Raw genomic sequence first — 25,550 nt, forward strand, 5'->3', positions numbered from 1 at the left:
TGGCCGGGGACGATTGCAGCCCCGAGACCGGATACGTTGGCGCAGACTGAACAGCCGTCAAAAAGTCGCTTGCAGGCGGGGCGAGCCATACGTTTTTTGGGCGGGCAACGTCGAGCGCCTCTTTGAGGATCTCGTTCTCCATTGTCTTGCGGCCGAGCAGTCGCTCGAGGTCGCGAACCCGCTTCTCCAGATCGCGGACCCTCGACGTGCCGACAACGTCCTCGTCGGCCTGGACGGCGGCATGTCCGCCTTCCAGCATTCGGCGCTTCCAAGCGAAGAGCTGAGACGGCGAGACGCCTGCCTGCCGCGCCACGAAGGACACGCTCATTCCCGGCCGCATCGCCTCCTCGACGAGGCGGACCTTCTCGGCGGTCGACCATCGCCGCCGGCGCTGCACGGAAGTGATCACTTCAACCCGAGAAAACGGGCCATCAGGAGCTTTCGACATAGTCGTACTCATAGGCGGATGCCTATGCCTTATCGGCTATGCCGCCTGTCCGGTCAAAACGGGGTGCGCTCCAGGAAGGGACCTGAGCGTCCGCAACTGGGTCGTGGCAGGCGCGGTGAACAGTAGGCCACGGGCTCTTCGACGCAAGCGTCTATGCGGGCCACGCCTTTGGTTGCCGACATGAACAAACGTCCTACGTTGAATAACGGAATGCCTCCCGCGAATGACCGGATGTGGGTCGAACGTATCAAGCTTAGGTAGACGCGTGACTTGGCCGCGTCTGCCATCCGTTGTTGTCGCCGTTCGATAGCGAGGCTGTGACATACCGAAGCTCCTTGAGTTTCTGAGTGTCGGTCCAAAAAGAAGTTGAGTGATATTAATCATTTGTGATTCCATGCAGTTGAATTGATTCGACGAGGGCATGGCAGCGATGTGGACGAAGGCGAACCGAGGGAAATACAACCGGGATGGTCTGCGCTATCCGAGCGATTTGACGGATGGGGAATGGGCGCTTGTCGCGCCTTTGATTCCGCCTGCCAAGCGTGGCGGTCGCAGGCGCGAGGTCGATGTGCGCGAGGTCGTCAACGGCCTGCTTTATGTTCTCGGCACGGGCTGCCAATGGCGGGCGGTGCCGAAGGACCTGCCGCCGAAGAGCACACTGTTCAGCTATTTCGACCTGTGGAACTGGGACGGCACGCTCGGCCGCATTCATCAAGAACTTTATGTGAAATGCCGCGAGGCGATGGGGCGGGAGGCCAGCCCGACGGCGGCGATCATCGACAGCCAGAGCGTCAAAGGCGCGGAAAAAGGGGGCGTTGCATCGACCCGTGCGGGTATGATGCGGGGAAAAAGGTTAAAGGCAAGAAGCGCCATATCCTTGTCGACACGGTAGGTCTGCTGCTGCACGCACTGGTTCATCCGGCCGACATCCAGGACCGCGACGGCGGCGTCCTGGTCCTGAAGACGCTGTTCGGGCGCTATCCGTTCCTGAAGAAACTGTTCGCCGACGGCGGCTATCAGGGACCCGTCTTCGCCAAGGGTCAGAAGAAAGCCATGCCCGCGCTGGCGACCGAAATCGTCAAGCGATCCGACACCGCCAAGGGCTTTGAGGTTCTGCCGAGACGCTGGGTGGTCGAGCGGACGTTCGCATGGCTGGGGCGATGCCGCAGGCTGGCCAAGGACTTCGAGAACCTGTCTCGCAATGCGCTCGCCTTCCTCAAACTGGCATCAATCCGTCTCATGCTGTGAAGAGTCTGTTCAAATTAAATAAGTTTCCGGACGGACTCTGAGACGCAAAGCGAGCCTTTCTCTACATCGGCTCGCTAAGACGGAGCCCACCATCAGTCGGCGCCAGAGCCACGCAAAGCTTCACACTCGGTGACTTGATTGTGATTCGAGGCGAAAGCATGTGTCATCGCTGCGGTCAGCCAGATGAATAGGTCCAAGCCGCCGTTCCTTTCTTTCTACACGCTATAGTTCTACTACGAAAGAATATTGTTGAACTCCATCAAATCCAAGCATTCCTAATCAACCCCGTTCCGGACGCGCACCCTGCGGCTCCGGCGATGACGGGGCGGCAGCGTGGTTCAGCACGGACGATCGGAAGGGCGGGCACGCGGCGCGCGGATGCTGCGCACGGCGCTCGGCCCCGCCATCGCTCGCTTTCTCGACGATCCAGCCACCGTCGAGGTGATGCTGAACCCGGACGGGCGCATCTGGATCGACCGGCTGTCGGAAGGGCTGGCCGATACTGGTGAGCGCCTTTCGCCGGCTGACGGCGAGCGCATCGTCCGCCTCGTCGCTCATCATGTCGGCGCCGAGGTCCACTCCGGGGCGCCACGCGTGTCGGCAGAACTGCCCGAGACGGGGGAGCGGTTCGAAGGGCTGCTGCCGCCGGTCGTGTCGGCACCGGCCTTCGCCATCCGCAAGCCCGCTGTCGCGGTGTTCACGCTCGACGACTACGTCGCCGCCGGAATCATGTCCGGGGCACAGGCCGACGTACTGCGCGAGGGTGTCGCGTTCCGCGCCAATATCCTCGTCGCGGGCGGCACCTCGACCGGCAAGACCACGCTGACCAACGCGTTGCTCGCCGAGGTCGCAAAGTCGTCGGATCGCGTCGTCATCATCGAGGACACGCGCGAGCTGCAATGCGCCGCGCCCAACCTCGTCGCCATGCGGACCAAGGACGGGGTCGCCTCGCTGTCCGATCTCGTCCGCTCGTCGCTCCGCCTGCGCCCCGACCGCATCCCGATCGGCGAGGTGCGCGGGCCGGAAGCACTCGACCTCCTCAAAGCGTGGGGCACCGGCCATCCCGGCGGCATCGGCACCATCCACGCGGGCAGCGCGATCGGCGCGCTGCGGCGCATGGAGCAGCTGATTCAGGAAGCCGTCGTCACCGTGCCGCGCGCGCTGATCGCCGAGACGATCGATCTCGTCGCGGTCCTTGCCGGACGCGGATCGCTTCGCCGCCTCGCCGAACTCGCCCGTGTCGAGGGGCTCGGCCCTGACGGCGACTACCGCGTCGTACCCGCTGACGTTCCAGCGACCTCGCTCACCCCCACCAGCCCAGGAGACCATCCATGACCTCGCGCCTTCGCGTCTTGCGCCACCGCCTCGCCCTGACGGCCTCCGTCGTCGCGGTCAGCGTCCTGACCGCACCCGCCGCCCACGCCTCCGGCTCGTCCATGCCGTGGGAGGCGCCGCTTCAGTCGGTGCTCCAGTCGATCGAGGGGCCGGTCGCCAAGATCGTCGCCGTGATGATCATCATCGGCACCGGCCTGACGCTCGCCTTCGGCGACACGTCGGGCGGCTTCCGCCGTCTGATCCAGATCGTCTTCGGCCTCTCGATCGCGTTTGCGGCATCGAGCTTCTTCCTGTCGTTCTTCTCGTTCGGTGGCGGGGCGCTGGTCTGATGGCCGGCAAGTTTCTTGTCCCTGACGAGGTGCCGGGCTTCACCGTGCCGGTCCACCGCTCGCTGACCGAGCCGATCCTGCTCGGCGGGGCGCCGCGCGCGGTGGCGATCATGAACGGGACGCTGGCCGGTGCTGTCGGCCTCGGCCTGCGCCTCTGGTTGGTCGGCCTTGCCATTTGGCTGGTCGGCCACCTCGTCGCCGTCTGGGCCGCCAAGCGCGATCCACTCTTCGTCGACGTTGTGCGCCGGCATCTGCGCATTCCCGGCCACCTGTCGGTCTGAGGAAACAAGCCGATGATGAACCTCGCCGAATACCGCAACCGCAGCACCCGTCTCGCCGATTTCCTGCCGTGGGCGGCGCTGGTTGCAGAGGGTGTCGTCCTCAACAAGGACGGCTCGTTCCAGCGCACCGCGCGATTTCGCGGACCCGATCTCGACTCCTCCGTTCCCGCCGAACTGGTCGCGGTCGCGGGGCGGCTCAACAACGCCTTCCGGCGCTTGGGCTCCGGCTGGTCGATCTTCGTCGAGGCGCAGCGCCACGAGGCCGCGGACTATCCGGCGAGCAGCTTTCCGGACGCCGCCTCGGCGCTGGTCGACGCCGAACGGAAGGCCGGCTTTGAAGAGGCGGAGCGACACTACGAGTCCAGCTACTTCCTCACCGTCCTCTTTCTGCCGCCCGCCGAGGACGCCTCGCGCACCGAAGGCTGGCTCTACGAGAACCGCCCTGGCCGCGAGAACCGGCCGCGCGAGATCGTCGCCGCCTTTCTCGATCGCACCGATCGTCTGCTTCAGCTGATCGAAGGCTTCATGCCCTCCTGCCGCTGGCTGAACAGTGCCGAGATGCTGACGTACCTTCACGCCTGCGTGTCGACCAAGCGCCACCGCGTCCGCGTGCCGGAAACGCCGATGTATCTCGACGCGCTCCTCGCTGACCAGCCGCTGACCGGCGGGCTGGAGCCGATGCTGGGCGACCGGCATCTTCGCGTCCTGACCCTGACCGGCTTTCCGACCGTGACGACGCCGGGGCTCCTCGACGAGCTGAACCGGCTGGCCTTCCCGTATCGCTGGTCCACCCGCGCCATCCTCCTCGACAAGGTCGAGGCGGTGAAGCTGCTGACGAAGATCCGCCGCCAGTGGTTTGCCAAGCGCAAGTCGATCGCCGCGATCCTCAAGGAGGTGATGACCAACGAGCCATCCGCGTTGGTCGACAGCGACGCCGACAACAAGGCAGTCGACGCGGACCTCGCCTTGCAGGAACTCGGCGCCGACCATGCCGGCATGGCCTATGTCACCGCGAGCGTGACGGTCTGGGACGCCGATCCTCGCGTCGCCGACGAGAAGCTGCGCCTCGTCGAGAAGGTGGTGCAGGGCCGCGACTTCACCGCCATGCCGGAGACGATCAACGCAGTGGATGCCTGGCTCGGCTCGCTGCCGGGCCATGTCTACGCGAACGTCCGTCAGCCGCCGCTCTCGACGCTGAACCTCGCCCACATGATCCCGCTGTCGGCGGTCTGGGCCGGGCCCGAACGCGACGAGCACTTCAACGCGCCGCCGCTGCTGTTCGGGCAGACCGAAGGCTCGACGCCGTTCCGCCTGTCGCTCCATGTCGGAGATGTCGGCCACACGCTCGTCGTCGGACCGACTGGCGCGGGCAAGTCGGTGCTGCTGGCGCTGATGGCGCTCCAGTTCCGCCGCTACCGTCATTCGCAGGTCTTCGCCTTCGACTTCGGCGGCTCGATCCGCGCCGCGGCGCTCGCCATGGGCGGCGACTGGCATGACCTTGGTGGGAGCGGCGCGGCTTCCGAGGCGATTGACGCATCGCGGATGTGGGATGCGATCGATCGCGCGGAGGCGCCGTCCTCCGCCGCCGATGTCGGCGTCGCGCTTCAGCCGCTGGCAAATGTCGACGATGCCACCGAGCGCAGATGGGCCGCCGACTGGATCGCCTCGATCCTCGCGCGCGAGGGCGTCGCGATCACGCCTGACGTGAAGGAGCACATCTGGACGACGCTGTCGTCCTTGGCCTCGGCACCGGCCGAGGAGCGCACCATCACCGGCCTCGCAGTCCTGCTACAGTCCAACGACCTCAAGCAGGCGCTGCGCCCGTATTGCGTCGGCGGCGCGCATGGCCGTCTGCTCGATGCCGAGGCCGAATATCTCGGCTCCGCCACCGTTCAGGCCTTCGAGACCGAGGGGCTGATCGGCACCGACGTGGCACCCGCCGTGCTCGCCTATCTCTTCCACCGCATCGAGGACCGGCTCGACGGTTCGCCGACGCTCATCATCATCGACGAGGGCTGGCTGGCACTCGACGACGAGGGCTTCGCCGGCCAGCTCCGCGAGTGGCTGAAGACGCTGCGGAAGAAGAACGCCAGCGTCGTCTTCGCCACCCAGTCGCTCAGCGACATCGACGGCTCCGCCATCGCGCCCGCAATCATCGAGAGCTGCCAGACCCGGCTGCTCCTGCCGAACGAGCGCGCGATCGAACCGCAGATCACCGCGATCTACCGGCGGTTCGGCCTCAACGACCGCCAGATCGAGATCCTCGCGCGGGCGACACCCAAGCGCGATTATTACTGCCAGTCGCGGCGCGGCAACCGCCTGTTCGAGCTGGGCCTGTCCGACGTGGCGTTGGCGCTCTGCGCCGCCTCGTCGAAGAGCGACCAGGCCGCCATCGCCGCGACAATCGCCGAGCACGGTCGCTCCGGCTTCCTGTCCGCCTGGCTGCGCAACCGCGGCGTCGGCTGGGCCGCCGATCTCATCCCCGACCTCGCCAACCTCGAACCGGAGAACCGCCCGTGACCCATCCTGTCCATACCCGCGCCCGTCGTCTGGCACTGGCGTTGCTTGCCGCGCCGATCGTCATCGCACCGATGCTGGCGACGCCCGCCGCGGCGCAGTGGACGGTGTTCGACCCGTCCAACTATGCTCAGAACGTCCTCCAGGCGGCGCGCTCGCTCCAGCAAATCACCAACCAGATCACCTCGCTCCAGAATCAGGCGCAGTCCCTGGTCAACCAGGCCCGGAACCTCGCCAGCCTGCCGCACTCCTCGCTCGGCGAACTGCAAGCCTCCGTGCGGCGCACGCAGCAGCTTCTCTCCCAGGCACGCAACGTCGCCTACGAGGTCGGCGAGATCGATCGCGTCTTCGAGCAGCAGTACGGCAACGCCCCCATGACAGCGTCCGACCGGCAACTCGTGACGCAGGCCCGCAATCGCTGGCAGAACACGGTCGGGGGCTTGCAGGATGCCATGCGCGTCCAGGCCGGCGTCGTCGGCAACATCGACACGAACCGCGCCACCATGGGCACGCTGGTCGGCGCCAGTCAGGGTGCCACCGGTGCCCTGCAGGCGACGCAGGCCGGCAATCAGCTTCTGGCGCTCCAGGCCCAGCAGCTCGCCGACCTGACGGCGACCGTCGCGGCCAACGGGCGGGCCGAGGCGCTCGCCAAAGCCGAGGAAGCCGCAACCGTCGAGCAGGGCCGCGAGCACTATCGCCGCTTCTCTACGCGCTCGGGCTACCGGCCCGGCAACGTCACCATGTTCGGCAACTGATCCACCATGCTCCAGTCCCGCCTGCAACGCACCGCCCTGGCCGCGAGTGGCGCGATCCTCGCCATCGCTGCCGCCCTGACGCTCGGACGCACGCCCGAGCGCACCGCCCCGGTGGAAGCGCCGTTGCAGGCAACCGACTTCGACGATCTCTCGCGGAGCCTCCGTCGCTGCGCGGCGCTCGAGGGAAACCGGATCGAGGAAGCCGGCTGCATGGCGGTCTGGGAGGAGAACCGTCGCCGCTTCTTCGGCGGACAGGCGCGGCCGCAAGCCCCCGTGGCCGCGCCTGTCCTCTCGCCCGCGCCGAGCCATCCGGCAGCACCTTCCGAGGCCGCCGCGGGCGCGTCGACGCGGCCACCTGTCGCCCGTACCGAGGAGTCCGCGCGATGAACGACGTCGGCGTCATCGACACCTTCCTCAACACCTTCACCACCTACATCGATTCCGGCTTCGGCCTGATTCGCGGTGAAGTGACCAGCCTCGCCTCGATCCTGATCGCGATCGACGTGACGCTCGCCAGCCTCTTCTGGGCCTGGGGTGCCGACGAGGACGTCATGCGGCGGCTCGTAAAGAAGACGCTGTTCATCGGTTTCTTCGCCTGGATCATCGGCAACTTCAACGCGCTCTCGCGGATCGTCTTCGACAGTTTCGCCGGTCTCGGCCTGAAGGCGGGCGGCGGCTCCGTCGCTCTTGCCGACTTCCTGCGCCCCGGCCGGCTCGCTCAGGTCGGGCTCGATGCCGCCCAGCCGCTGCTCGATGCCGCGAGCCAGCTCGTCGGTCCGGTGGCGATCTTCGTCAACGCCATCCAGATCGCCGTCCTCCTGATCTCCTGGCTCCTGATCCTCATCGCCTTCTTCGTGCTCGCCGTGCAGCTCTTCGTCACGTTGATCGAGTTCAAGCTGACGGTGCTCGCCGGCTTCGTGCTTCTGCCCTTCGCCTTCCTCAGTAAGACCGCCTTCCTCGCCGAGAAAGTGCTCGGCAACGTCGTGGCCTCCGGCGTCAAGGTCATGGTGCTTGCCGTCATCGTCGGGATCGGCACCGGCCTCTTCGCGCAGTTCACGACCGGCTATGGCGATGTCCAGCCGACGATCGGCCAGGCGCTCTCGGTCGTTCTCGCGGCGCTCGCGCTGCTCGGTCTCGGCATCTTCGGGCCCGGCGTCGCCGCCGGCCTGATCTCCGGCGCGCCGCAGCTCGGCGCCGGCGCGGCGGTCGGCACCGGTCTCGCGGTCGGCGGCGCGGCCATGGCCGGTGCCGGCGCGGCGGGGCTTGCCGTGAAGGGCGGAGCGGCTGCCATGTCCGGCACCGCCGCGGCTGCCCGGGGCGGTGCGACCCTCGCGGGCGGTGCCTCGACGGCCTACCAGCTCGGCTCTGCCGGGGAGACGGGTGCCGCCGGCGTCGCCGCAGGCGTCGGGGGTGTCGCGAAGGCCGGCGCATCGGCCGCCGTCTCGCCGCTGAAACGCGCGGCGAGCCAAGCCGCCGATGGGATTCGCCAAAGCTTCCAATCCGGCGCCCGCACGGCCGTCGAGGCGACCGGCGGTGCGATCGGCGAGGCGAAGGGCGGTGACGGCACAGGATCATCGCCGTCTACCCCCTCCGCCGACAAGCAGGGCGAGCCCGCCTGGGCGAAGGGCATGAAGCGCTCGCAGCGCCTCAGTCACGGCGTCACCGCCGCCGCCCATGCCGTCCGTTCCGGCGACGCCCATGGCGGCGGCGCTTCCGTATCCCTCGATCAAGGCGACCGCTGATGAACACGTTCCGACGACCGTCAACGCACTATGGCAAGGCTCCGGTGCCCGATACGCCCTACCAGCGCGCCGCCCAGGTCTGGGACGATCGCATCGGCTCTGCCCGCGTCCAGGCACGCAACTGGCGGCTGATGTCCTTCGGCTCGCTGGCTCTGTCGGCCGGGCTTGCGGCCGCGCTCGTCTGGCAATCCTCCAATGGATCGATCGTGCCGTGGGTCGTGCAGGTCGACAAGATGGGGGAGGTGCAGGCCCTCAGCCCCGCCACGGCCGACTACCAGCCGACCGATCCCCAGATCGCATGGCACCTGTCGCGCTTCATCGAAGAGGTGCGGGGCATCCCGGCCGATCCGATCGTGCTGCGGCAGAACTGGCTGCGCGCCTACGACTTCACCTCCGAGAGCGGCGCGCGGGCGCTCAACGAATATGCCCGCGCCAACGACCCCTTCGCACAGGTCGGCCGCGTTCAGGTCTCGATCGAGATCTCCAGCGTCATCCGCGCCTCGCCGGGCTCCTTCCGCGTCGCCTGGATCCAGCGGCGCTATCAGGACGGCAGCCTCGCCGACACCTCGCGCTGGAGCGCGATCGTCACGGTCACGGTGCGCACGCCTCGCGACACCGACGCGCTTCGCAAGAACCCGCTCGGCATCTTCGTCACCGCCATCGACTGGTCCAGGGAGCTCGGCCAATGATCCAGCCTTCAATCCGGAGGCCGGTGTCCCGCGTCTCCACCGTCACCATGCTGTTCTGCGCGAGCGCGCTCGCCGGCTGCGCCACAGCCCAGCGTCCGCCGGAGATCGCCTACGACAACGCGCCACCCGCGGTCCTTCGACCGGAGCCGCCAGCACCGGTTACGGTGGTGGAGACACCGACGCCACTTCCGCTGCCCGGCCAGTTGAAGCCGATGGAGCGCGTGCGGCCGCAGCCCGAGGCTGCCGATCCCGCCGCGCGCGTGGCGCTCGCCAACGCGGCCGCCCGCATGCAGCCGGTGCGGGACGGCTTCATCAACGCCGTTCAAGTTTATCCCTTCACGGCCGGTGCGCTCTATCAGGTCTACACCGCGCCGGGGCAGATCACCGACATCGCGCTCCAGCCGGGCGAGACGCTGGTCGGCGCCGGCCCGGTGGCGGCCGGCGATACGGTGCGCTGGATCATCGGCGATACCGAGAGCGGCACGGGCGCGACCCGGCAGATCCACATCCTCGTCAAGCCGACGCGGCCCGGCCTCCTGACCAATCTCGTCATCAACACCGACCGGCGCACCTACCATGTCGAACTGCGCGCGCTCGAGCGCACCTACATGGCCTCGGTGTCCTGGCAATATTCGCAGGACCAACTCATCGCGCTGCGTCGTCAGAACCAGGCGGCCGAGGCGGCCCAGCCGGTGGCGACCGGCGTCGATCTCGCCAGCGTCAACTTCCGCTATGCGATCGAGGGTGATCGCGCGCCCTGGCGCCCGCTTCGCGCTTTCGACGACGGGCGCCAGGTGTTCATCGAGTTCCCGACCGGGATCGCGCAAGGCGAGATGCCGCCGCTCTTCGTCGTCGGGCCCGAAGGCGAGGCCTCGGAACTCGTGAACTATCGCGTGCGTGGCCGGCATATGATCGTCGATCGCTTGTTCGCGGCGGCCGAACTCAGGCTCGGCACCGGCCGCGATCAGCGCCGCGTGCGGATCGTTCGCACCGACGGGGTGCGACGGGGGATGTTTTCGCGCGCCGTCGGGGCCGAAACCGAAGCTTCGACGCGACAGGCGGCGGGCTCGACGGGAGGGCGGACGTCGTGAGTGAGGAGGTCCGTGGGGAAAAAGATGACGCGCGGGTGGTGCAGGACCTGCCCCGGAACGAGGACGCGGCGGCCCCGGACGACGACGCCCTGCCGCTGACCGGTGCGGCGGCGGAGCCGATGCGCCTGCGCGCCGAACCGCCGCGCGTGACGCGGCTGTCGCGAAAGGTTCTGACCGGGATCGGCGTCGCCGCCGGCCTCGGTCTCGGCGGCGCCCTCATGTACGGCCTCCAGAGCCGCGATGCCGGCAGGGGACCGGAGGAACTCGTAGCACCCGGCAACCGCAACCCGCCGCCCGGCATGGATGCGCTGCCGGCCGACTATGGTGGCGTGCCGAAGCTCGGCCCGCCGCTGCCGGGCGATCTCGGTCGCCCGATCATCGACGCGCAGAACCGCGGCCAGCCGATGTCCGTGCCGCCCACCCCGCCCGGCGCGCCCGTGCCGGCGCAGACCGGACCCAGTCCCGAGGAACAACGCCGGCGGCAGGAGATCGAGACGGCCCGCACAAGCCAGCTCTTCGCCAGCGCGGAAACGCGAAGCGCCACGTCGGCCGCACCTGCGGGAGGCCCATCGTCGGTTCCGCCACCCGATCTTGCGAGCCTCGGCCTTGCCCCGCCGCCCGCCACGCCATCGGCCGAAGCACGCAAGCAGGCGTTCCTGAACGCCGAGACCGACCGGCGCACCGTCGCCCCCGATCGCGTCGCCGCGCCGCCCTCGCCGAACGTCCTCCAGGCCGGCGCGGTCATCCCGGCCGCGCTGATCACCGGCATCCGCTCCGACTTGCCCGGCCAGATCACGGCCCAGGTGACCGAGAACGTCTACGACAGCCCGACCGGCCGCATCCTGCTCGTCCCGCAGGGAACGCGTGTCGTCGGCCAGTACGACAACGACGTCGGCTTCGGGCAGCGCCGTGTCCTGCTGGTCTGGACACGGCTGATCTTCCCGAACGGTCGGTCGATCGTGCTGGAGCGACAGCCGGGTGCCGATGCGGAAGGCTATGCCGGCGTCGAGGACGGCGTCGACTACCACTGGGGGCAGCTTGCCCGCGCCGCGGCGCTCTCGACGCTGCTGTCGATCGGCACGCAGGCCGGCTCGTCCAGCCAGGAGTCCGACCTCGCGCGTGCGATCCGGCAGGGCGCCTCCGACAGCATCAGCCAGACCGGCCGCCAGATCGTCGGCCGCCAGCTCGACATCGCGCCGACGCTCACCATCCGGCCCGGTGTCCCCGTCCGTGTGTTGGTGACACGCGATCTTGTGCTCGAACCCTATGGAAGTTGACCATCGTGGCGAAACTGAAGCTTGGACCGATCGCCGACGACAAACCCGTGAAGGTGACGTTGGAACTGCCAGCCAGCCTGCATCGCGATCTCGTGGCCTATGCCGGGATACTGGCGCGGGAAAGCGGACAGGCAGTAGCCGATCCCGTGCGCCTGATTGCGCCTATGCTGGAGCGGTTTATGGTAACGGATCGAGGGTTTGCGAAGGCGCGTCGCAACACAGCACCTATGTGATTCTCGAAGTGGTCGCGCGGGCCGTTGCTTCCGTCGAAAGCGTCCGTGCCATGGCAAGAAACCGCCGGAATGCAGGGTTTCCGTTGGCGCGTGACCAAATCCCTAAGAAGGTTACATCGTCGTCTACGATCGGACGGAATACGACACCGGGATAGTGCGTTGCGGTGGTTGCTTCAGTGGTGAATTTTAGTTTGTCGCCGTTGGCAACCAATTGCATCACAGTATCGCGGTGGACGGCTTGCCACTCGATAGCCGAGCGCTCGCCGAATCGGGCGAGCCGCGTATTCAGGATGTGAGCATACTCCGGCCCAGGTGCTTCCCTGCTTACGATAAAGCAGTATTTTCGAAGCTCGTCCCATGCAATCTCGCAGCGGTCTGCCAAGACATGCGCCGAAGACATCGCAATGAAGGGGCGTTCCTTCCAAAGCGGCATGACCTCACAGTCCATCGCCTCGGGAGCGGCAATCGCGAACGAAATATCGACGTAGTGCCGCCGGATGACAGGTAGCAGATCCACTGCGCTGCCATGGATGAACTCCACCCTAACCTGAGGATGCCGCAGTTGGTAAGCCCGAAGCAGATCGGCGAGAAAACCACCGGACAGCGACGAGTACATGGCGATCCGCAGGACGCCTATTTCGCCGCGCCCCGCCGGCATGGCTGCGCGGGCGGCGAGGTCGATTTGCGCTATAGCTTCTCGCGCATGTCGAACAAATTGTTCGCCCGCATCAGTTGGCCTAACCCCAGTATTTTGACGTAGGAAAAGGCTAGATCCGATCATATCTTCAAGGTCGCGTATGGTGCGACTTATCGCGGATTCTCTGATGCCAAGTGCTGAGGCCGCTCTACGAAAACTGCCGTGCTCAATGGCAGCAGCCAGATAGCGAAGATGGCGAAGTTCAATCGAAGTGGACTTCGCCATTCTCCATTCCCACGTCAATTTACGTTTGCGGACGTAAAGCTTATTTGCAGCACCTGGTCTCAAGCGATTTTGTTCCCAGCGGATTGACCCGCTGAAGTTTATTCAGCTGGCGCAGGCAGAGATTGCGGTTCCTGCACGACGGCAATGCCGAGGAGGCTAATAGCCGTCATGACACTTGCGACAATAAATGGGGCAACAATGCCAGACATCGCCAAGATCACCGAACCAAGAACGGCGCCAAGGCCGATCGCTGCATTGAACAAGGCTACATAGATTGCCGAGGCGGGGAGAGCGTCAGAGCCGGCTTCCTTGATGACCCAAGTTTGGAGGCCAACAAGCACGACGGCAATTCCTGCCCCCCATGCGAAAAGGAATACTCCGGCGACCGAGGCAGAGGTGGCGGTGAACGGAAGGGCTAGGCCAGCGAGCGCGAGAGCCGCGACCAATAAGGCTCCGACCACCAGGGTCTTCATATGGGCGTCGATAAGGGCACCGCTGAAGACGTTCGCCAGCAAGCCAGCTACGCCAAAAACGAAGAGCAGAATGGCGATCATTGTCGGCGAGACGTTGAGGACGCCTCGAAGGTATGGCTCGATGAAGGTGAACGCCATGAAGTGGGCGGTGATCGAGACGATCGTCACTGCGAAGATCCGCTGGAACCGTCTATTGGCCATAATGCGTCGCATCGTGCCGGTATCGACGCCAGCTTGGCCAAGCAGTGAAGGAACGCTCACGCGAATAGCGACTGCAATACCTAGCGAAAGCACTGCGATGGCGAAAAACGACATTCTCCACCCCGCAACCGAGCCAAGATAACTCGCGAGCGGAACACCTGCTACGCTGGCTGCGGAAACGCCGCCGAAAATGATCGATGTAGCCAAGCCCAAATGTTTAGCCGGAACGATTTGTGCGCCCAAAGTGCCAATCATCGCCCAGAAGGCACCATGCGCTAGCGCGCCGACAACACGAGCTGCCATCAAGGCACCAAAGCTTGATGCGATACCAGATCCTACGGCAGATGCGGCAAGAACGAGCATCAGCCCAAGGAGAAGCGGCCGTCGAGGCAAGGCACTTAACGTCGTCGCCGAGACGAGCGCCGCTACCGCGCCTATCCAGGCGTAGAGCGTCACGGCAAGGCCGACCGTGGACTCCGGTTGGTTCAAATCCACGCCGATCGGCGTGAGAAGGCCAACGGGAGCTAGTTCAGTGGTGACAATGGCAAAACTGCCGACGCCTAGCGCCGACACAGCAAGCCACTGCCGCCACGTCGAAGCGACGTGTTGGTTCATGTCGATGATCCTTGTTGATGTAGAGTGATGCGGCCTCAGCCGCTTTGAGCGGCGTGGAACGCCGCCTTCGCCGCCGTAATGGCGTTCATGCAAGCCGGCACGCCAGCGTACACCGAGATCTGGAGCACGATCTCGACGATTTCTTCCCGGCTGACGCCTACGTTCATCGCCGCGCGCATGTGAAATTCCAACTGGCCCTGCGCTGTACCCATGGCACCGAGCATGGCAACGGTGAGCATTTCGCGCGTCTTGAGATCGATCCCATCCCTGCCGACAATGTCGGCGAAGGCATATCCGAGAACCAGTCCGGCCGCGTCTGGTGAGAATGCGTCGAGATTGGCAACCACGCGTTCCGGCGCACCCGGTTCCAAACGCTCGAGTATTTCAAGGGCCCGAGGCAAGCGGTCAGGCTGACGGCTCATGCGGCCACCCCCTTCATCCCCTCTTCGGTGTAGCGCTCACCCGCGACCGGGAACGCTTCCATCGCACGTTCCAAATCGAGGACGTCGCTGATCGTCAGTTGGACGTCGGTGGCTCCAGCATTGTCGCGAACGTACTTGATACGTTTGGTGCCAGGAATCGGGACAATATCTTCGCCCTTGGCAAGTAGCCATGCGATCGATAGTTGAGCAGGCGTACAGCCCTTCTCCTGTGCTAGCCGCGCAACGGCGTCAGCGATTCGACGGTTAGCGTCCAAGGCAGCCCCTTGGAACCGCGGCAGGCTCGCACGAAAATCACCATCGGCGAATAGTGTGTCCTGTTGGAATGTCCCGGTCAAAAAGCCCCTACCCAACGGGGAATAAGGAACGAAACCGATCCCCAACTCGCGGCAGGTCGGGAGGATCTGCGCCTCGACATCACGCGTCCAAAGCGAATATTCGGTCTGCACTGCCGTTACCGGATGAATGGCATGAGCGCGCCGCAAGGTAGCGGCGCTCACTTCGCAAAGTCCCACGCGATCGATCTTGCCTTCGACGACGAGGTCGGCCAAGCCAGCCATCGTTTCCTCGATCTCACGTCCGTTTTCGACGCGATGAACGTAGTAGAGATCGATGCGCTCGACGCCAAGCCGCTTGAGGGAGCTCTCGCAGGCCTTGCGGGCGTAGGCCGGACTGTTGTCGATGCTGCGCTTGTATTCGCCTGCCGCTCTGACGATCCCGAATTTAGTTGCGACCTTCACTTGCGCGCCGGTCATCGCGAGAAACCTGCCTAGAAGTTCTTCATTGTGGTGTGGTCCATACGTGTCGGACGTGTCAAAGAAGTCGATGCCGAGATCGACAGCTTCGGCCAACACTCGCAGAGAGATTTCGTCATCCCGAGGACCGTAGAATTCGCTCATCCCCATGCAACCCAACCCTATGGCGGACACGTCGAAATCGGGATTGAGGGTGCGTCGTTTCATCAGCTTTTCCTTGTCAGCGGCTACGCGAATGTGCAGCATCAAGGTGGCATGTGGGGCGGACGACGAAACCCACGAAGTTCGGCAAGGGCTTTTTCAAAATCGGAAACCACCCTGACAAGCGGCTCGTTTGGGATGACACCAAGGCGTTCCTAGCCGTCATGCGGGCTGGGACGCTAAGCGCTGCCGCCGAACAATTAGGCGTAGGATTGGCGACGCTGTCGAGGCGGATCGAGCGTTTGGAAGACGCCCTTGGCTTACCATTGTTCATTCGCCAACAGTCAGGCTATCAACTGACCGAGGATGGAGCCAACTTGGTTCCGCAGGCGGAGGCGATGGAAACCGCAGCTTTCTCCCTCCGCAGTGGCGCGCGCGAACGGTTGGAAATCGCGGGTATCGTCAGGTTGGCAACAGCCGAAAACCTTGCAACTAGCTTGATATTGCCCGAAATCGGAACATTGCGAGAAAGATTTCCGGCTTTAACGCTGGAGGTTATTACCGACATCGCGACCGTTAATCTTCATCGACGCGATGCCGACCTCGCGCTGCGTATGGTCAAGCCTGAACGAGGCAATGTCACGCTACAGCGTGTGGGAACGATGGGTTACGGCCTTTACGGAGCGGCTTCCTACCTCGCTCGCCGGCAGTCCGCTCCTGATTTCGCAACATTTGAAACGGATGCCTTCATAGGGTGGTGCGAGACATACGCCCATCTACCGGCCGCGCAATGGGTCGAGCGTATACTTCAAGGGCGTCCACCCGCCATCGCGACGACCTCTCTAACCACGCAAGTCGCGGCAACAAAGGCGGGAATGGGCCTGGCTGTGTTGCCCCATTTTCTAGCCCGCGATGCGTCCCTCGAATGCCTCAATTCAAATCTTGGGATCGATCAAGCGATCTACCTAGTCACGCAATCGGATCTTGCGCACGCCCCGCGGATTAAAGTCGTTGCCGATTTCCTCCGCGACGTCGTTCGTGCTCATCGCAGCCGCTTGAATTAGCAGCATAAAGCACCGCTTTCCGATAACGGAAAACGCATCCTCGGTTTCGATCATTTACCCACCAAGAGCCTGCGCCAACAATAATGGCGCACGGCAACGCTGCCTCGCATCAAATCATGATAGCAAAAGGAGCTTCATCTTGGCCGCAAAATTCATATTGTCTTCTCGGTATTTTACCAAGCCAACCATGGCAGCGGCTCTGGCTACCGTTCTGAAGGCCGACGACACAGCACGCGTCTTCGTTTCCATGGACTCCGACGAAGTTCTGGAGTTGCGTGCACTCGAAGAAGGTACTGACCTCGATGCGCTCAATGCGGTGCTGATGCCGCAGGCAGTCAAGCATTCCGAATATCTCGCCGCAGACGTACGGCGCGAACTGCTAAGCTTCGTCGAAGCGCCGAAGGATTGCGAAGGAGTTCTGCCCGCCACTCCGTTCGTTCAGCTACGTCATGTCGAGGTGAAGCCGGACAGAACGGCTGACTATCGCAAATGGCGTGAGGAGACGATTTTCGATGTCGTTCGCGCTCACGAACCGGCGGAAGTTTTCCTCGCCTATCATTCTGTGATCAGCGGCCAGCCGGGCGTCATGTTCATCGCTGGGTTCTCTTCATCTCCTGAGGAGTACACGGCGGCATTCACGTCCGATCGATATGCCGAGATCGTGCGACAGGCGGGAGATACGTACATCACCGGCGGCACCGAGGGTCTCTATACGAAGATTTATCAGCAATCTCTCGCGCAAGCGGCTTGATCTGACTAAAAGTTTGGAAGGGTAGCATAATGGAAGCCGATACCTTCATTGTTGTTGCGGATAAATTCGCCGAGTTTTCCGTAAACGACCGAACGGTTACGTCCAGCCAGCTGAAATCGTTGCTGTCGCTGCCACATCACCTCTTGCCAACGAGGGCACGCTTGCTGCTGGGGCAAGGCATCTCGGATATCGAGTGTAAGGCAATCGTCGCCTTGGTCGAGGCGTCGGATAACCATCGTCAGAGATGGGACATCGAAGATCTGCGCGCACGCACCGAACGGGCTGACGCTGGTCTCTCACACAAGAGAAACGCCTGCAATACGCTGATCGGCTCGCCCGTCATGGTGGACGAAAACACGTTCCATTTGAACCTGTGCATTGATCAGGATTGCGAGCTGATGGGCGACCATCAAACCGGCCAACATGTTCAGGGCATGGTGCTCGTTGAGGCAGCCCGTCAGGCATTCCTAGCGGTGACCGAAAAGCACTTCCTGAAAGGGGCAAATCACAAGTCCTATTTCGTCATCAACGACATGAGCACCACCTTCTTAGGTTTTGTCTTTCCTCTTCCAGCACACATGGAATACCGGATCGTCTCCAAGGACATCAACGATCGGCGGCAGCGGTTCACCGTTGAAGTCGATCTGGTTCAAGTCGGCGAGGTACGTGCGCGGACGAACTTCTCCTTCACCGCATATCCGGAAGATCTGATCGCTCAGAAAGAAGCCGGACTGGCCATGGAAGCTGTGACAGCAGTGCGCGCCAGGACACAGCCGATCGCCATCGCCGCTTAATAAAACGCCGCCCGGTCCGCCCCTGATCGGCGAGAACGGGCGGCTACAGGCTGGAGCCTTCCATGCGGATTACCCTTGACCTGGACCTGACAACGCAAGGTCCGCTCTACCCTCCAAGCGAGGTCATGGACGAAGAAGGCAACTTCATCGTCATTGGCACCATCAACCGCGCCGGTGGCGCTGGTGTTGTGACAACGGAATGGGGACACGCGCTCGTGCGGGCGGATAGCGTCGTCCCAGCTTTCGGCGAGCGAGCACCGTACACGATCCTCGAAGAATTTGGGCCGAGTCCTCCGCCGCATATTGGGAACAAGATACTTCATACGCTGCCCCTTCCGCTGCCATGCTCGAACTATCCGATGCTTTTCGCGCCTGAACAGTATCCAGCCGCCAATCAGGAACATCACCCGAGCTACGCGTTCCACGAGACGCCCATCCCGGACGCCTCGCCCGAGCACGGTCGAGCCTTGAGCAGTCCGGTCCGGCTGAGAGACTGGATGGCGGCAACCGGCCAGTTGAGAGTCCATGTTGCCAGCGACTCTAGATCGGCCGCGTTCGAGGCGGAATTCGCGGGCCTCATCCCCAATTCGCTTTACACGGTGATGACGCTTCGGGAGCGTGATCTAAACCCGAGCGCGCCTACCCGGCCGGGGCCGCTCGGCATTCCGAATGTCTTCGTGACTGACCGCAATGGCGCTGGAAGCTTCTACGCGTGCCTGCCAAACCCTTTCCCCCGGCCGGATTCACCTGGCGCGAACCGCGTGGTGAACGTGGTTGTTCTATGGATGAGCTACCAGCTTAGCCATGGGGGCGCCATTGGCAGATATGGCCTCGGAGGAGATATCCATGCGCAGTTAAAACTGCGCGCTCCAGCCTTTCACGAATTGCAGACTCAAGCTTAAGGAAAAGCCATGCCCGTCGTACAGATTGCTACTTTTGAAATGAAAAGCCAAGAAAAGGCAGAGGAACTTCTTCTGGAGGTAACAGCAACCGTGCATCGCGTCACCGGTATCCCTCTAGACAAAATCAGTGTCTACTTAACAGAGATCGTCCCCGCTCGCTGGGCGGATGCTGGCATTGTAGGTAGCTCCCCTGACTTTGCGCTAAAAAGTCGTCGCAAGAGCTATGAAGAAGGGCAGCAGTGATGCAAACCCCTGCGTATGCCTTCTTCGATGTCGACGATACCATCCTAAAAACGAAGAGTATGTTTTCCTTCTTCGAATATTGGTGCAAGTCCTGTAAAAATGATATTGATACTCTTGCTAGCTTCAATAAACACTTCGATGAGGCGAGATCCAATGGTGCGTCACGCGAGTTAATGAATCGAGATTATTATCGCTTCTATGCCGGGACGGCACCTAAAGAAGTAGAAAAAGCAGGAAAATTATGGGCGAATTCAGTCATTGAAAATGATCTTATTTTTATTGAAACAACCAGCCTTATGAAGGAATTGTCTGATCGGGGTATATGTCCAGTCTTCGTATCAGGCTCATTTAGCGCGGTTTTACAGCCAATTGCTAACCATTTGGGTGTCACCTACATCTTATCAACCCAAATGAAAATTAGGTCTGACGGTCGTTACAGCGGAGACATCTCAGATCCTCAGACGATCGGTGTTGGCAAAGCAGTCGCCATTAAGCAGTTTCTGACTCGGTATGGCAGTGCGGCTGCAGCATGTTGGGCCTTGGGTGACGACGTGTCCGATGTCCCTATGCTCGAATGTGTCGGCCATCCGGTAGCAGTAGGATCAAACCCAAAATTGTTGGAACTTGCTCGCGAGCGTTGTTGGGACATACTTTCTTTGAGGGAATAGCGGTATGTCTGGGTTGCCGAACACAGAGACGACATAGCAGGGAACAGTCGAGAATTCTATGCGGGAGGCCATGACGATGGAAAGGAAAGGACCATCGCATGGCTATCCACAAAGAGCTTCTGGACCAACTTATGGCAAGGAGAAACCCGCAAGAGATCTTCGGCCATGACGGGCTTCTCGACGATCTGAAGAGGGCCTGTCGAAGCGCATTCTGAACGCCGAGCTCGACGAGCATCTTGAATGGGCACGGGCTGACGCTAAGCCGAACCGGCGCAACGGCTCGTCGAAGACGACGATGCTGACCGACGCCTCGAAGATCGACCTAACCATTCCCCGGGACCGAACCGAGACCTTCGATCCGTAGCTCATCGCTCGTTAGCAGCGCCGGTTCCCGGACTTCAACGCCAAGTTCGTCTCAATGTAAGTGCGGGGCGTGACGGTCCGTGAGATCCGTGGCCATCTGGAGGGATCTCTACGGCATCGACGTCTCGCCCGACCTCATCTCAACGGTCGCCGACGCGGTGCTGGGCAAGGTGGCCGAATGGCAGAACCGCCGGCGCGATGTCTGCTGTCAGCTCATCTTCTTCAACGCCATTCGCGTAAAGTTTGCGACGAGGGGTTCGTGCGCAGCAAGGCCGTCTACATCGCGCTCGGCATCCTGCCGGACGGGACCAAACGGAAGGCGCCAAGTTCTGGCTGCACGTCATGAACGAGTTGAAGAACCGCAGTGTCGCAGGCATCCCAATTGCCGTGATCGATGGGCTAAAAAGCTTTCTTGAGGCGATCAACGCCACATTCCCCGAGACGGTCGTCCAGACCTGCGTCGTCCATCTCATCCGCCATTTGCTCGAGTTCGTCTCCTGGGAGGACCGCACGGCCGTCGTGCCGGCGCTTCGGGCGATCTACCGGGTTCGGGACGCGGGGAAGCGGGCGTGAAGACGCTGGAAGCGTTCGAAGCGAGCGACTAGGGCCAGCGCTACTTTGCGATCGCGCTGAGTGGAGGCGGCACTGGACCCAGGTCGTGTCGTTCTTAGCCTACCTCAAAGGCGTTCGTCGGATCATCTACACCATGAATGCCATCGAGGCGCTGAGCGCCAGATCTTTGAATCATGCCACCACAAAAGGCGGCGTGAATGTATTTGCCTTCGGGCTCGACGAAGTAGCGTCGAACCTGATCGACGTCAGCTTTGCCGCCCCCTCTGCCAGTAATTTCTCGATCTCGCCCGATGTTCTGTCGCACGCCAGCTTCAATGCCTCGTCGATGTGGATGTAGTCCTGAGTGACCGATTGCGATGCATGACCGAGCATCGCGCGAATGGTCAGCTCCGAGAAGCCAAGCTCGCCGGCCATGCTACCGAACGTATGGCGAAGAGTATGCGGAGTGACTTCGGTGATCCCGGCCAGTTTGCAGACACGCGCCAGACAAACCCTCACGGCGGTGTAGGGACCGTCACCCACCTCTGATGGAAACACGTGGGGATTCCCCTCGACAATCGGCTGTTCGCTGATGACTTGGGACGCGGCTCGCCCGACGACCCGTAGTTGCGCACCGCCCTTGGTATCCGGAAACGCTACGTATCCACCGCTCGCATTCAGCCAACTGCGCCGCATTCCTTGCGCTTCTTCACGCCGATATCCCGTCAGCAGAAGTAAGCGAATGACACCCAGCGCGGTTTGGTTTTCACCATGGCGTTCCGCATGAGCCAGCGCTGTGCCCAACGCTTTGATCTCCACGACGCTGAGGCGGCGGGTCCGCTTCTGAGTTGCCAGCTTCTTGGCACCCTTTGTGGGATGATCTTCGACAAGCCCCTTATGTTTGGCGTGTCCGATGATCGCCTGAAGCGTACCGAGGCACCGTCCCGCCACGCCAGCGCCACCCGATGCTTTGCCGCCGCGTCCACCACTGCGAGGCTTGGCGGTCTTGCCGTTACGGACGTCCGTCTGCATCTGTTCGACGTCGGAGATCGTCAGGTGGCGGACCTGACGCTTCCCCAGCAAGGGCTTGATGTGCGTTTTGATACGGCTCTCATCCATGTCGAGCGAAGACGCCTTGATGGGGCGGTTCTTTCGGCCGAGAATGTTTCCGGCGCGAGCTTCCATCAGATACCAGTCGCACATATCGGCGACGGTGATACCGGACCGAGCTTCCTGGCTTTCTTTCCCGGGATCCTTTCCCGTTGCGACTTGGCCGAGCTTACTTGTTGCCAGCGTGCGGGCCTGTTCAAGTGTCAGGACACCGTACCGGCCAAGATTGATCCGCCGCTTAATGCCTTCAACGTTGCGGTACTGAACGACGAACGTCTTCAAGCCGGAGGGGAGCATCCGAACGCCAAATCCCCGGATCTCGCTATCCCAATATACAACCTGCTTCTCCGCAGGGGGTTGGAAAGCGTCGATCGCTCTCTTGGTCAGCTTCATGGTTGGCATAGCGGCCTCCTCGCTTGGAGACAAAGCGCGCCATCCGCCGATTGTCTCCAGAATGTCTCCACGAGGAAGGATCTCGTGGGTTAGGAGGGGATATTCCTTCGCACGCCGATGGTCAATAACATGCTGTTTCGTAGTGCATTTTCGTGCCCTAGCGAGGCCTAGCGCATCGTGAATGCGAAGTTGCCAAGGTTGGGGTCGAGGGTTCGAATCCCTTCGCCCGCTCCAATTTTCCCTTACAATTTGCGATGTAGCGGACAAGCAATTGTCCGGCTTGGTCCGAAGATGAACTCTTCCGGCGACGCCTTTGCGTCCATCGTATCTCCAGGACAACCGTTGTCTCGGCGTTTGCCGGACACGCTTGGCGATCCTCGGATCTCCGTAAAAAACTCCCTGAATCATAACGTCGCGAACGACGTCGATCTCGACCAGGCTTGGATAGTCCGACCGACCCTCTCACGACATTTCGGAAACCCTGGCTGCGAGCTCTCGTCGATAGGGCGGGTTCGCGCCGGTTTTCGTGCAGGCGAGGCTCGCGGCCCGGGCGGCGAAGCGAAGGGCGATCTCGATATCCGCCGGCGACAGATACTCGACGGCAGCCCGATCGAGCGACCCCAGGTCGGAAAGGGCCGTCAGGAAGGCCGCGAAGAAGCTGTCGCCGGCGCCGATCGTGTCTTCGACCGCGACCGCGACCGCCGGCACATGGGCGGAGGCGGACCGGGTGGCGGCAGCCGCGCCCGCAGCGCCCCGCGTCAGGACGACGAGGCGGGCGCCCTTGTCGAGGATGAGGCTGGCGACGGCGTCGAGCGGCGTGTCGGGATAGAGATAGGCGGCGTCCTCGTCGGAAAGGCGGACGATGTCGCTGAGTTGCGCCATGCGGTCGATCCGTGCCCGATAGGCCGCGGGATCGCGGACGAGGGTCGGCCGGCAGTTCGGATCGAGCGTCACGAGGCAATGGCGCCGGGCCTTTGCCGCATAGGCCTCGCAGCGCGCGCCTGCGGGATCGCCGATCAGCGTCACGGAGCCGAAGTGAACCGCGGAGACGTCAGCGAAATCCAGCGCTTGCTCCGAAGGCGCCCAGTGCCGGCTCGCGCTGGCCTGATCGTAGAAGACGTAGCGCGCCGAGCCGCTTTCGAGCGAAACGAGGCCGAGCGTCGATTCCTCGTCGAGAAAGGTCGCGCGGGAGAGATCCACGCCCTCCGCCGTCAGCGTGTCGCGCAGGATGTCGCCGAGGAAATCGGTCGAGATGCCGCCGACGAAGCCCGCCGGCGTGCCGAGCCGGGCGAGCGCGACGGCGATGTTGAGGCAGGAGCCGCCCGCCATCGGGCGATAGCTCGGCGGCTCGCCCGGCCGGCGCACCGGCACCATGTCGATCAGCGCATCGCCGCAGGTGAGGATCATCGGGCAAGGTCCGCCGGGGCCGGATTCGGCGCGCCCGCGCCCGGCGGCGGCGCGGCGCCGGTCATGATCGCGACGGCGTCCGACATGGAACAGTCCCCCGGCGAGATAAGCGCGATGCGCCGCCCGAGGCGCTGGATGTGGATGCGGTCGGCGATCTCGAAGACATGCGGCATGTTGTGCGAGATCAGAACCACGGGCAGGCCGCGGTCGCGGATGGTGCGGATGAGGTCGAGAACCTGCCCCGACTCGCGCACGCCGAGCGCGGCGGTCGGCTCGTCCATGATCACGAGCTTCTGCCCGAAGGCGCCGGCGCGGGCGACGGCGACGCCCTGGCGCTGCCCGCCCGAAAGCACCTCGACGGGACTGGCGATGGAGGGGATGTTGAAGCGCAGCGTCTCCATATGGCGGATCGCCTCGGCGCGCATGGCCGGCTTGTCCAGCATGCCGAGCCAGCGGCCGGCGAAGCCCTTGCGGCGAATCTCGCGCCCGAGAAAGAGGTTCGCGGTGATGTCGAGCACGGGCGCGACGGCGAGCTCCTGATAGACGGTCTCGATCCCGTGCCGGCGCGCCTCCGACGGCCCCTTGAAGGCGATCGGCCTGCCGTCGAGGAGAAGCTCGCCCTCGTCCGGCCGGATCGCTCCGGAAAGGACCTTGATCAGCGAGGATTTTCCCGCGCCGTTGTCGCCGATGACCGCCATGACTTCCCCGGCCCGCAGCTCGAAATCGGTCCCGTCCAGCGCCGTGACATGGCCGTAGCGCTTGGTGAGGCCGCGACCCTCGAAGACGATGTCGTTCCGGTTCGCCGTCATCACCGCCCCCGCCGATAGAGCTGGTCCACCGCCACCGCGAGGATGACGAGAACGCCGGTCACGAGATCCTGCCAGAGCGGATCGATGCCCTGGAGGGTGAGGCCGTTGCGAAGGACGGCGATGATCAGCGTGCCGATCAGCGTTCCGATCACGCTGCCGCGCCCGCCGAAGAGGCTGGTGCCGCCGATGACGACCGCCGTGATCGAGTCGAGATTAGCGGTCTGGAGCGCGTTCGGATCGGCGCTTGGAATGCGCCCGAGCGCGAGCCAGGCGCCGAAGGCGTAGATCACGCCGGCGACGACATAGACGCTGAGGAGCGTGCGCCCGGTCTCGATGCCGACGAGCCGCGCGCCGGAGGGATTGCTGCCGACGGCATAGACGTGCCGCCCCCACCAGGTCTCGTTCAGCGCGAAGGCGACGGCGGCGTAGAGCGCGAGGACTGCGATCATGCCGTAGGTGACGCGCGCGCCGCCGATGGTGAAGCCGTTGCCGAAGAAGGCGGCGACGTCGCTCTCGATCGGGAAGGAAGAGCCCATGGACAGAAGCCGCGTCGCCGCCGTGACGATGCCGAGAAGGCCGAGCGTCACGATGAAGGGCGGCAGCTTCAGCCGGCTGACGAGCCCGCCGGAGACCGCGCCGATGAAGGTCGCGACAGCAAAGGCGAGAGCCAGAGCCAGAAAGGGATCGAACCCTTCGGCGAGCGAACGGCCGATGATGATCATGCACAGAACCGCGATGCCGCCGGCGGCCAGATCGATGCCGGCCGTCAGGATGACGAGCGTCTGCCCGATCGCGAGCGCGCCGAGGATGACGCTCTGCTGCAGGATGAGCGAGGCGTTGCGCGGCGAGAGAAACGGTCCGGTCGTCAGCGCGAAGATCGCGCAGAAGACGAGGAGCACGACGAGCGGACCGACGCTCGGAAGCATCAGCGCGCTCTTCCAGAGCGGCTGGCGCTCGGCCCGGACGCCCGGCGCGAGCTTGGAGGCGGAGGACATGGCGGCG

The 25,550-nt window shown here is 63.5% G+C and carries 27 protein-coding genes and 2 pseudogenes; 20 read left to right on the forward strand and 9 right to left on the reverse strand.

Translation table 11 applies throughout. From position 1 onward, the window contains the following. On the reverse strand, nt 1-448 hold a 448-nt coding region (locus tag ASG62_RS04595; protein ID WP_244488593.1), incomplete at its 3' end, for a transposase. A 421-nt stretch (nt 449-869) separates the two neighbouring features. Between ASG62_RS04595 and ASG62_RS04600 the strand changes: the two are divergent. From ASG62_RS04600 to ASG62_RS04655, 12 genes and pseudogenes are all read left to right on the forward strand, one after another. Next, nucleotides 870-1,696 (forward strand): annotated as a pseudogene (locus ASG62_RS04600) (IS5 family transposase). Nucleotides 1,697-2,074: 378 nt separating this feature from the next. Further along, the gene (gene trbB / locus ASG62_RS04605) at nt 2,075-3,031 is read left to right on the forward strand and encodes a P-type conjugative transfer ATPase TrbB (RefSeq protein WP_056699525.1); all 957 of its coding nucleotides are present in this window, start codon (nt 2,075-2,077) and stop codon (nt 3,029-3,031) included. Beyond that, entirely contained in the window at nt 3,028-3,360 is a 333-nt protein-coding gene (locus ASG62_RS04610) for a TrbC/VirB2 family protein (protein WP_056699530.1), read from the forward strand. Before trbB ends, ASG62_RS04610 begins: the two co-directional genes overlap by 4 nt. After that, complete coding sequence (locus ASG62_RS04615) at nt 3,360-3,641, forward strand: VirB3 family type IV secretion system protein (protein ID WP_056699532.1); 282 nt, start codon at nt 3,360-3,362, stop codon at nt 3,639-3,641. Before ASG62_RS04610 ends, ASG62_RS04615 begins: the two co-directional genes overlap by 1 nt. Nucleotides 3,642-3,653: 12 nt before the next feature. Next, nucleotides 3,654-6,161 (forward strand): conjugal transfer protein TrbE, encoded by a 2,508-nt coding sequence (gene trbE, locus ASG62_RS04620; protein WP_056699535.1) that lies wholly within the window; start codon nt 3,654-3,656, stop codon nt 6,159-6,161. Further along, a complete protein-coding gene (gene trbJ, locus ASG62_RS04625) occupies nt 6,158-6,913 on the forward strand; it encodes a P-type conjugative transfer protein TrbJ (protein WP_056699537.1) in 756 nt (251 codons plus the stop codon). The genes trbE and trbJ overlap by 4 nt, the downstream gene beginning before the upstream one ends. Nucleotides 6,914-6,919: 6 nt before the next feature. Then, a complete protein-coding gene (gene trbK-alt, locus ASG62_RS04630) occupies nt 6,920-7,300 on the forward strand; it encodes a putative entry exclusion protein TrbK-alt (RefSeq protein ID WP_056699540.1) in 381 nt (126 codons plus the stop codon). Continuing rightward, nucleotides 7,297-8,655 (forward strand): P-type conjugative transfer protein TrbL, encoded by a 1,359-nt coding sequence (gene trbL, locus ASG62_RS04635; RefSeq protein ID WP_056699542.1) that lies wholly within the window; start codon nt 7,297-7,299, stop codon nt 8,653-8,655. The genes trbK-alt and trbL overlap by 4 nt, the downstream gene beginning before the upstream one ends. Beyond that, entirely contained in the window at nt 8,655-9,344 is a 690-nt protein-coding gene (trbF, locus tag ASG62_RS04640) for a conjugal transfer protein TrbF (RefSeq protein ID WP_056699545.1), read from the forward strand. Before trbL ends, trbF begins: the two co-directional genes overlap by 1 nt. Continuing rightward, nucleotides 9,341-10,435, forward strand: coding sequence for a P-type conjugative transfer protein TrbG (gene trbG / locus ASG62_RS04645; RefSeq protein WP_082537501.1), 1,095 nt, complete (start codon nt 9,341-9,343; stop codon nt 10,433-10,435). The genes trbF and trbG overlap by 4 nt, the downstream gene beginning before the upstream one ends. A 35-nt stretch (nt 10,436-10,470) precedes the next feature. Next, entirely contained in the window at nt 10,471-11,712 is a 1,242-nt protein-coding gene (locus tag ASG62_RS04650; RefSeq protein WP_056699546.1) for a TrbI/VirB10 family protein, read from the forward strand. Between the two features lie 5 nt (nt 11,713-11,717). Further along, nucleotides 11,718-11,945 (forward strand): DUF2274 domain-containing protein, encoded by a 228-nt coding sequence (locus ASG62_RS04655; RefSeq protein WP_056699787.1) that lies wholly within the window; start codon nt 11,718-11,720, stop codon nt 11,943-11,945. Here ASG62_RS04655 and ASG62_RS04660 read toward each other — a convergent pair. From ASG62_RS04660 to ASG62_RS04675, 4 genes are all read right to left on the reverse strand, one after another. Next, nucleotides 11,938-12,867: a LysR family transcriptional regulator gene (locus ASG62_RS04660; RefSeq protein ID WP_056699549.1), complete on the reverse strand. Its 930-nt coding sequence runs from the start codon at nt 12,865-12,867 to the stop codon at nt 11,938-11,940. The two genes, ASG62_RS04655 and ASG62_RS04660, sit on opposite strands and share 8 nt — an antisense overlap. A gap of 98 nt (nt 12,868-12,965) precedes the next feature. Continuing rightward, nucleotides 12,966-14,156 (reverse strand): MFS transporter, encoded by a 1,191-nt coding sequence (locus ASG62_RS04665; RefSeq protein ID WP_056699552.1) that lies wholly within the window; start codon nt 14,154-14,156, stop codon nt 12,966-12,968. Nucleotides 14,157-14,191: 35 nt separating this feature from the next. Further along, on the reverse strand, nt 14,192-14,578 hold the full coding sequence (locus tag ASG62_RS04670; protein WP_056699555.1) for a carboxymuconolactone decarboxylase family protein: 387 nt from the start codon (nt 14,576-14,578) through the stop codon (nt 14,192-14,194). Beyond that, nucleotides 14,575-15,558, reverse strand: coding sequence for an aldo/keto reductase (locus ASG62_RS04675; protein ID WP_056699789.1), 984 nt, complete (start codon nt 15,556-15,558; stop codon nt 14,575-14,577). The genes ASG62_RS04670 and ASG62_RS04675 overlap by 4 nt, the downstream gene beginning before the upstream one ends. A gap of 50 nt (nt 15,559-15,608) precedes the next feature. On the opposite strand from ASG62_RS04675, the gene ASG62_RS04680 reads away from it, so the two are divergent. From ASG62_RS04680 to ASG62_RS27495, 8 genes and pseudogenes are all read left to right on the forward strand, one after another. Next, nucleotides 15,609-16,556 (forward strand): LysR family transcriptional regulator, encoded by a 948-nt coding sequence (locus tag ASG62_RS04680; RefSeq protein WP_082537502.1) that lies wholly within the window; start codon nt 15,609-15,611, stop codon nt 16,554-16,556. 139 nt (nt 16,557-16,695) lie between these two features. After that, nucleotides 16,696-17,307, forward strand: a complete 612-nt coding sequence (locus ASG62_RS04685; protein ID WP_056699557.1) for a hypothetical protein — start codon at nt 16,696-16,698, stop codon at nt 17,305-17,307. A gap of 29 nt (nt 17,308-17,336) precedes the next feature. Beyond that, nucleotides 17,337-18,101 carry an AfsA-related hotdog domain-containing protein gene (locus ASG62_RS04690; protein ID WP_056699560.1) on the forward strand — a complete coding sequence of 255 codons (765 nt, stop codon included), beginning with the start codon at nt 17,337-17,339 and terminating at the stop codon, nt 18,099-18,101. A gap of 62 nt (nt 18,102-18,163) precedes the next feature. Beyond that, the gene (locus tag ASG62_RS25275) at nt 18,164-19,003 is read left to right on the forward strand and encodes a hypothetical protein (protein ID WP_082537503.1); all 840 of its coding nucleotides are present in this window, start codon (nt 18,164-18,166) and stop codon (nt 19,001-19,003) included. Between the two features lie 9 nt (nt 19,004-19,012). Next, a complete protein-coding gene (locus tag ASG62_RS25280; protein WP_082537504.1) occupies nt 19,013-19,246 on the forward strand; it encodes a tautomerase family protein in 234 nt (77 codons plus the stop codon). Continuing rightward, nucleotides 19,246-19,914, forward strand: coding sequence for an HAD family hydrolase (locus ASG62_RS25285; RefSeq protein WP_082537505.1), 669 nt, complete (start codon nt 19,246-19,248; stop codon nt 19,912-19,914). Before ASG62_RS25280 ends, ASG62_RS25285 begins: the two co-directional genes overlap by 1 nt. A gap of 211 nt (nt 19,915-20,125) precedes the next feature. Continuing rightward, complete coding sequence (locus ASG62_RS27795) at nt 20,126-20,278, forward strand: transposase (RefSeq protein WP_274532604.1); 153 nt, start codon at nt 20,126-20,128, stop codon at nt 20,276-20,278. A gap of 88 nt (nt 20,279-20,366) precedes the next feature. Further along, nucleotides 20,367-20,850, forward strand: a pseudogene (locus tag ASG62_RS27495) (transposase). Between the two features lie 171 nt (nt 20,851-21,021). Here ASG62_RS27495 and ASG62_RS04700 read toward each other — a convergent pair. The 4 genes from ASG62_RS04700 to ASG62_RS04715 all read right to left on the reverse strand — a co-directional run bounded on the left by ASG62_RS04700 (nt 21,022) and on the right by ASG62_RS04715 (nt 25,543). Continuing rightward, nucleotides 21,022-22,332, reverse strand: coding sequence for a tyrosine-type recombinase/integrase (locus ASG62_RS04700; protein WP_200944778.1), 1,311 nt, complete (start codon nt 22,330-22,332; stop codon nt 21,022-21,024). 462 nt (nt 22,333-22,794) lie between these two features. Continuing rightward, nucleotides 22,795-23,739, reverse strand: coding sequence for a carbohydrate kinase family protein (locus tag ASG62_RS04705; RefSeq protein ID WP_056699567.1), 945 nt, complete (start codon nt 23,737-23,739; stop codon nt 22,795-22,797). Then, nucleotides 23,736-24,548: an ATP-binding cassette domain-containing protein gene (locus ASG62_RS04710; RefSeq protein WP_056699570.1), complete on the reverse strand. Its 813-nt coding sequence runs from the start codon at nt 24,546-24,548 to the stop codon at nt 23,736-23,738. The genes ASG62_RS04705 and ASG62_RS04710 overlap by 4 nt, the downstream gene beginning before the upstream one ends. Continuing rightward, entirely contained in the window at nt 24,548-25,543 is a 996-nt protein-coding gene (locus ASG62_RS04715) for an ABC transporter permease (protein ID WP_056699572.1), read from the reverse strand. Before ASG62_RS04715 ends, ASG62_RS04710 begins: the two co-directional genes overlap by 1 nt. Nucleotides 25,544-25,550: the final 7 nt, after the last annotated feature.

It is taken from the genome of Aureimonas sp. Leaf427 (assembly GCF_001425485.1).
In the GTDB taxonomy this organism is placed as follows: Bacteria; Pseudomonadota; Alphaproteobacteria; order Rhizobiales; family Rhizobiaceae; genus Plantimonas.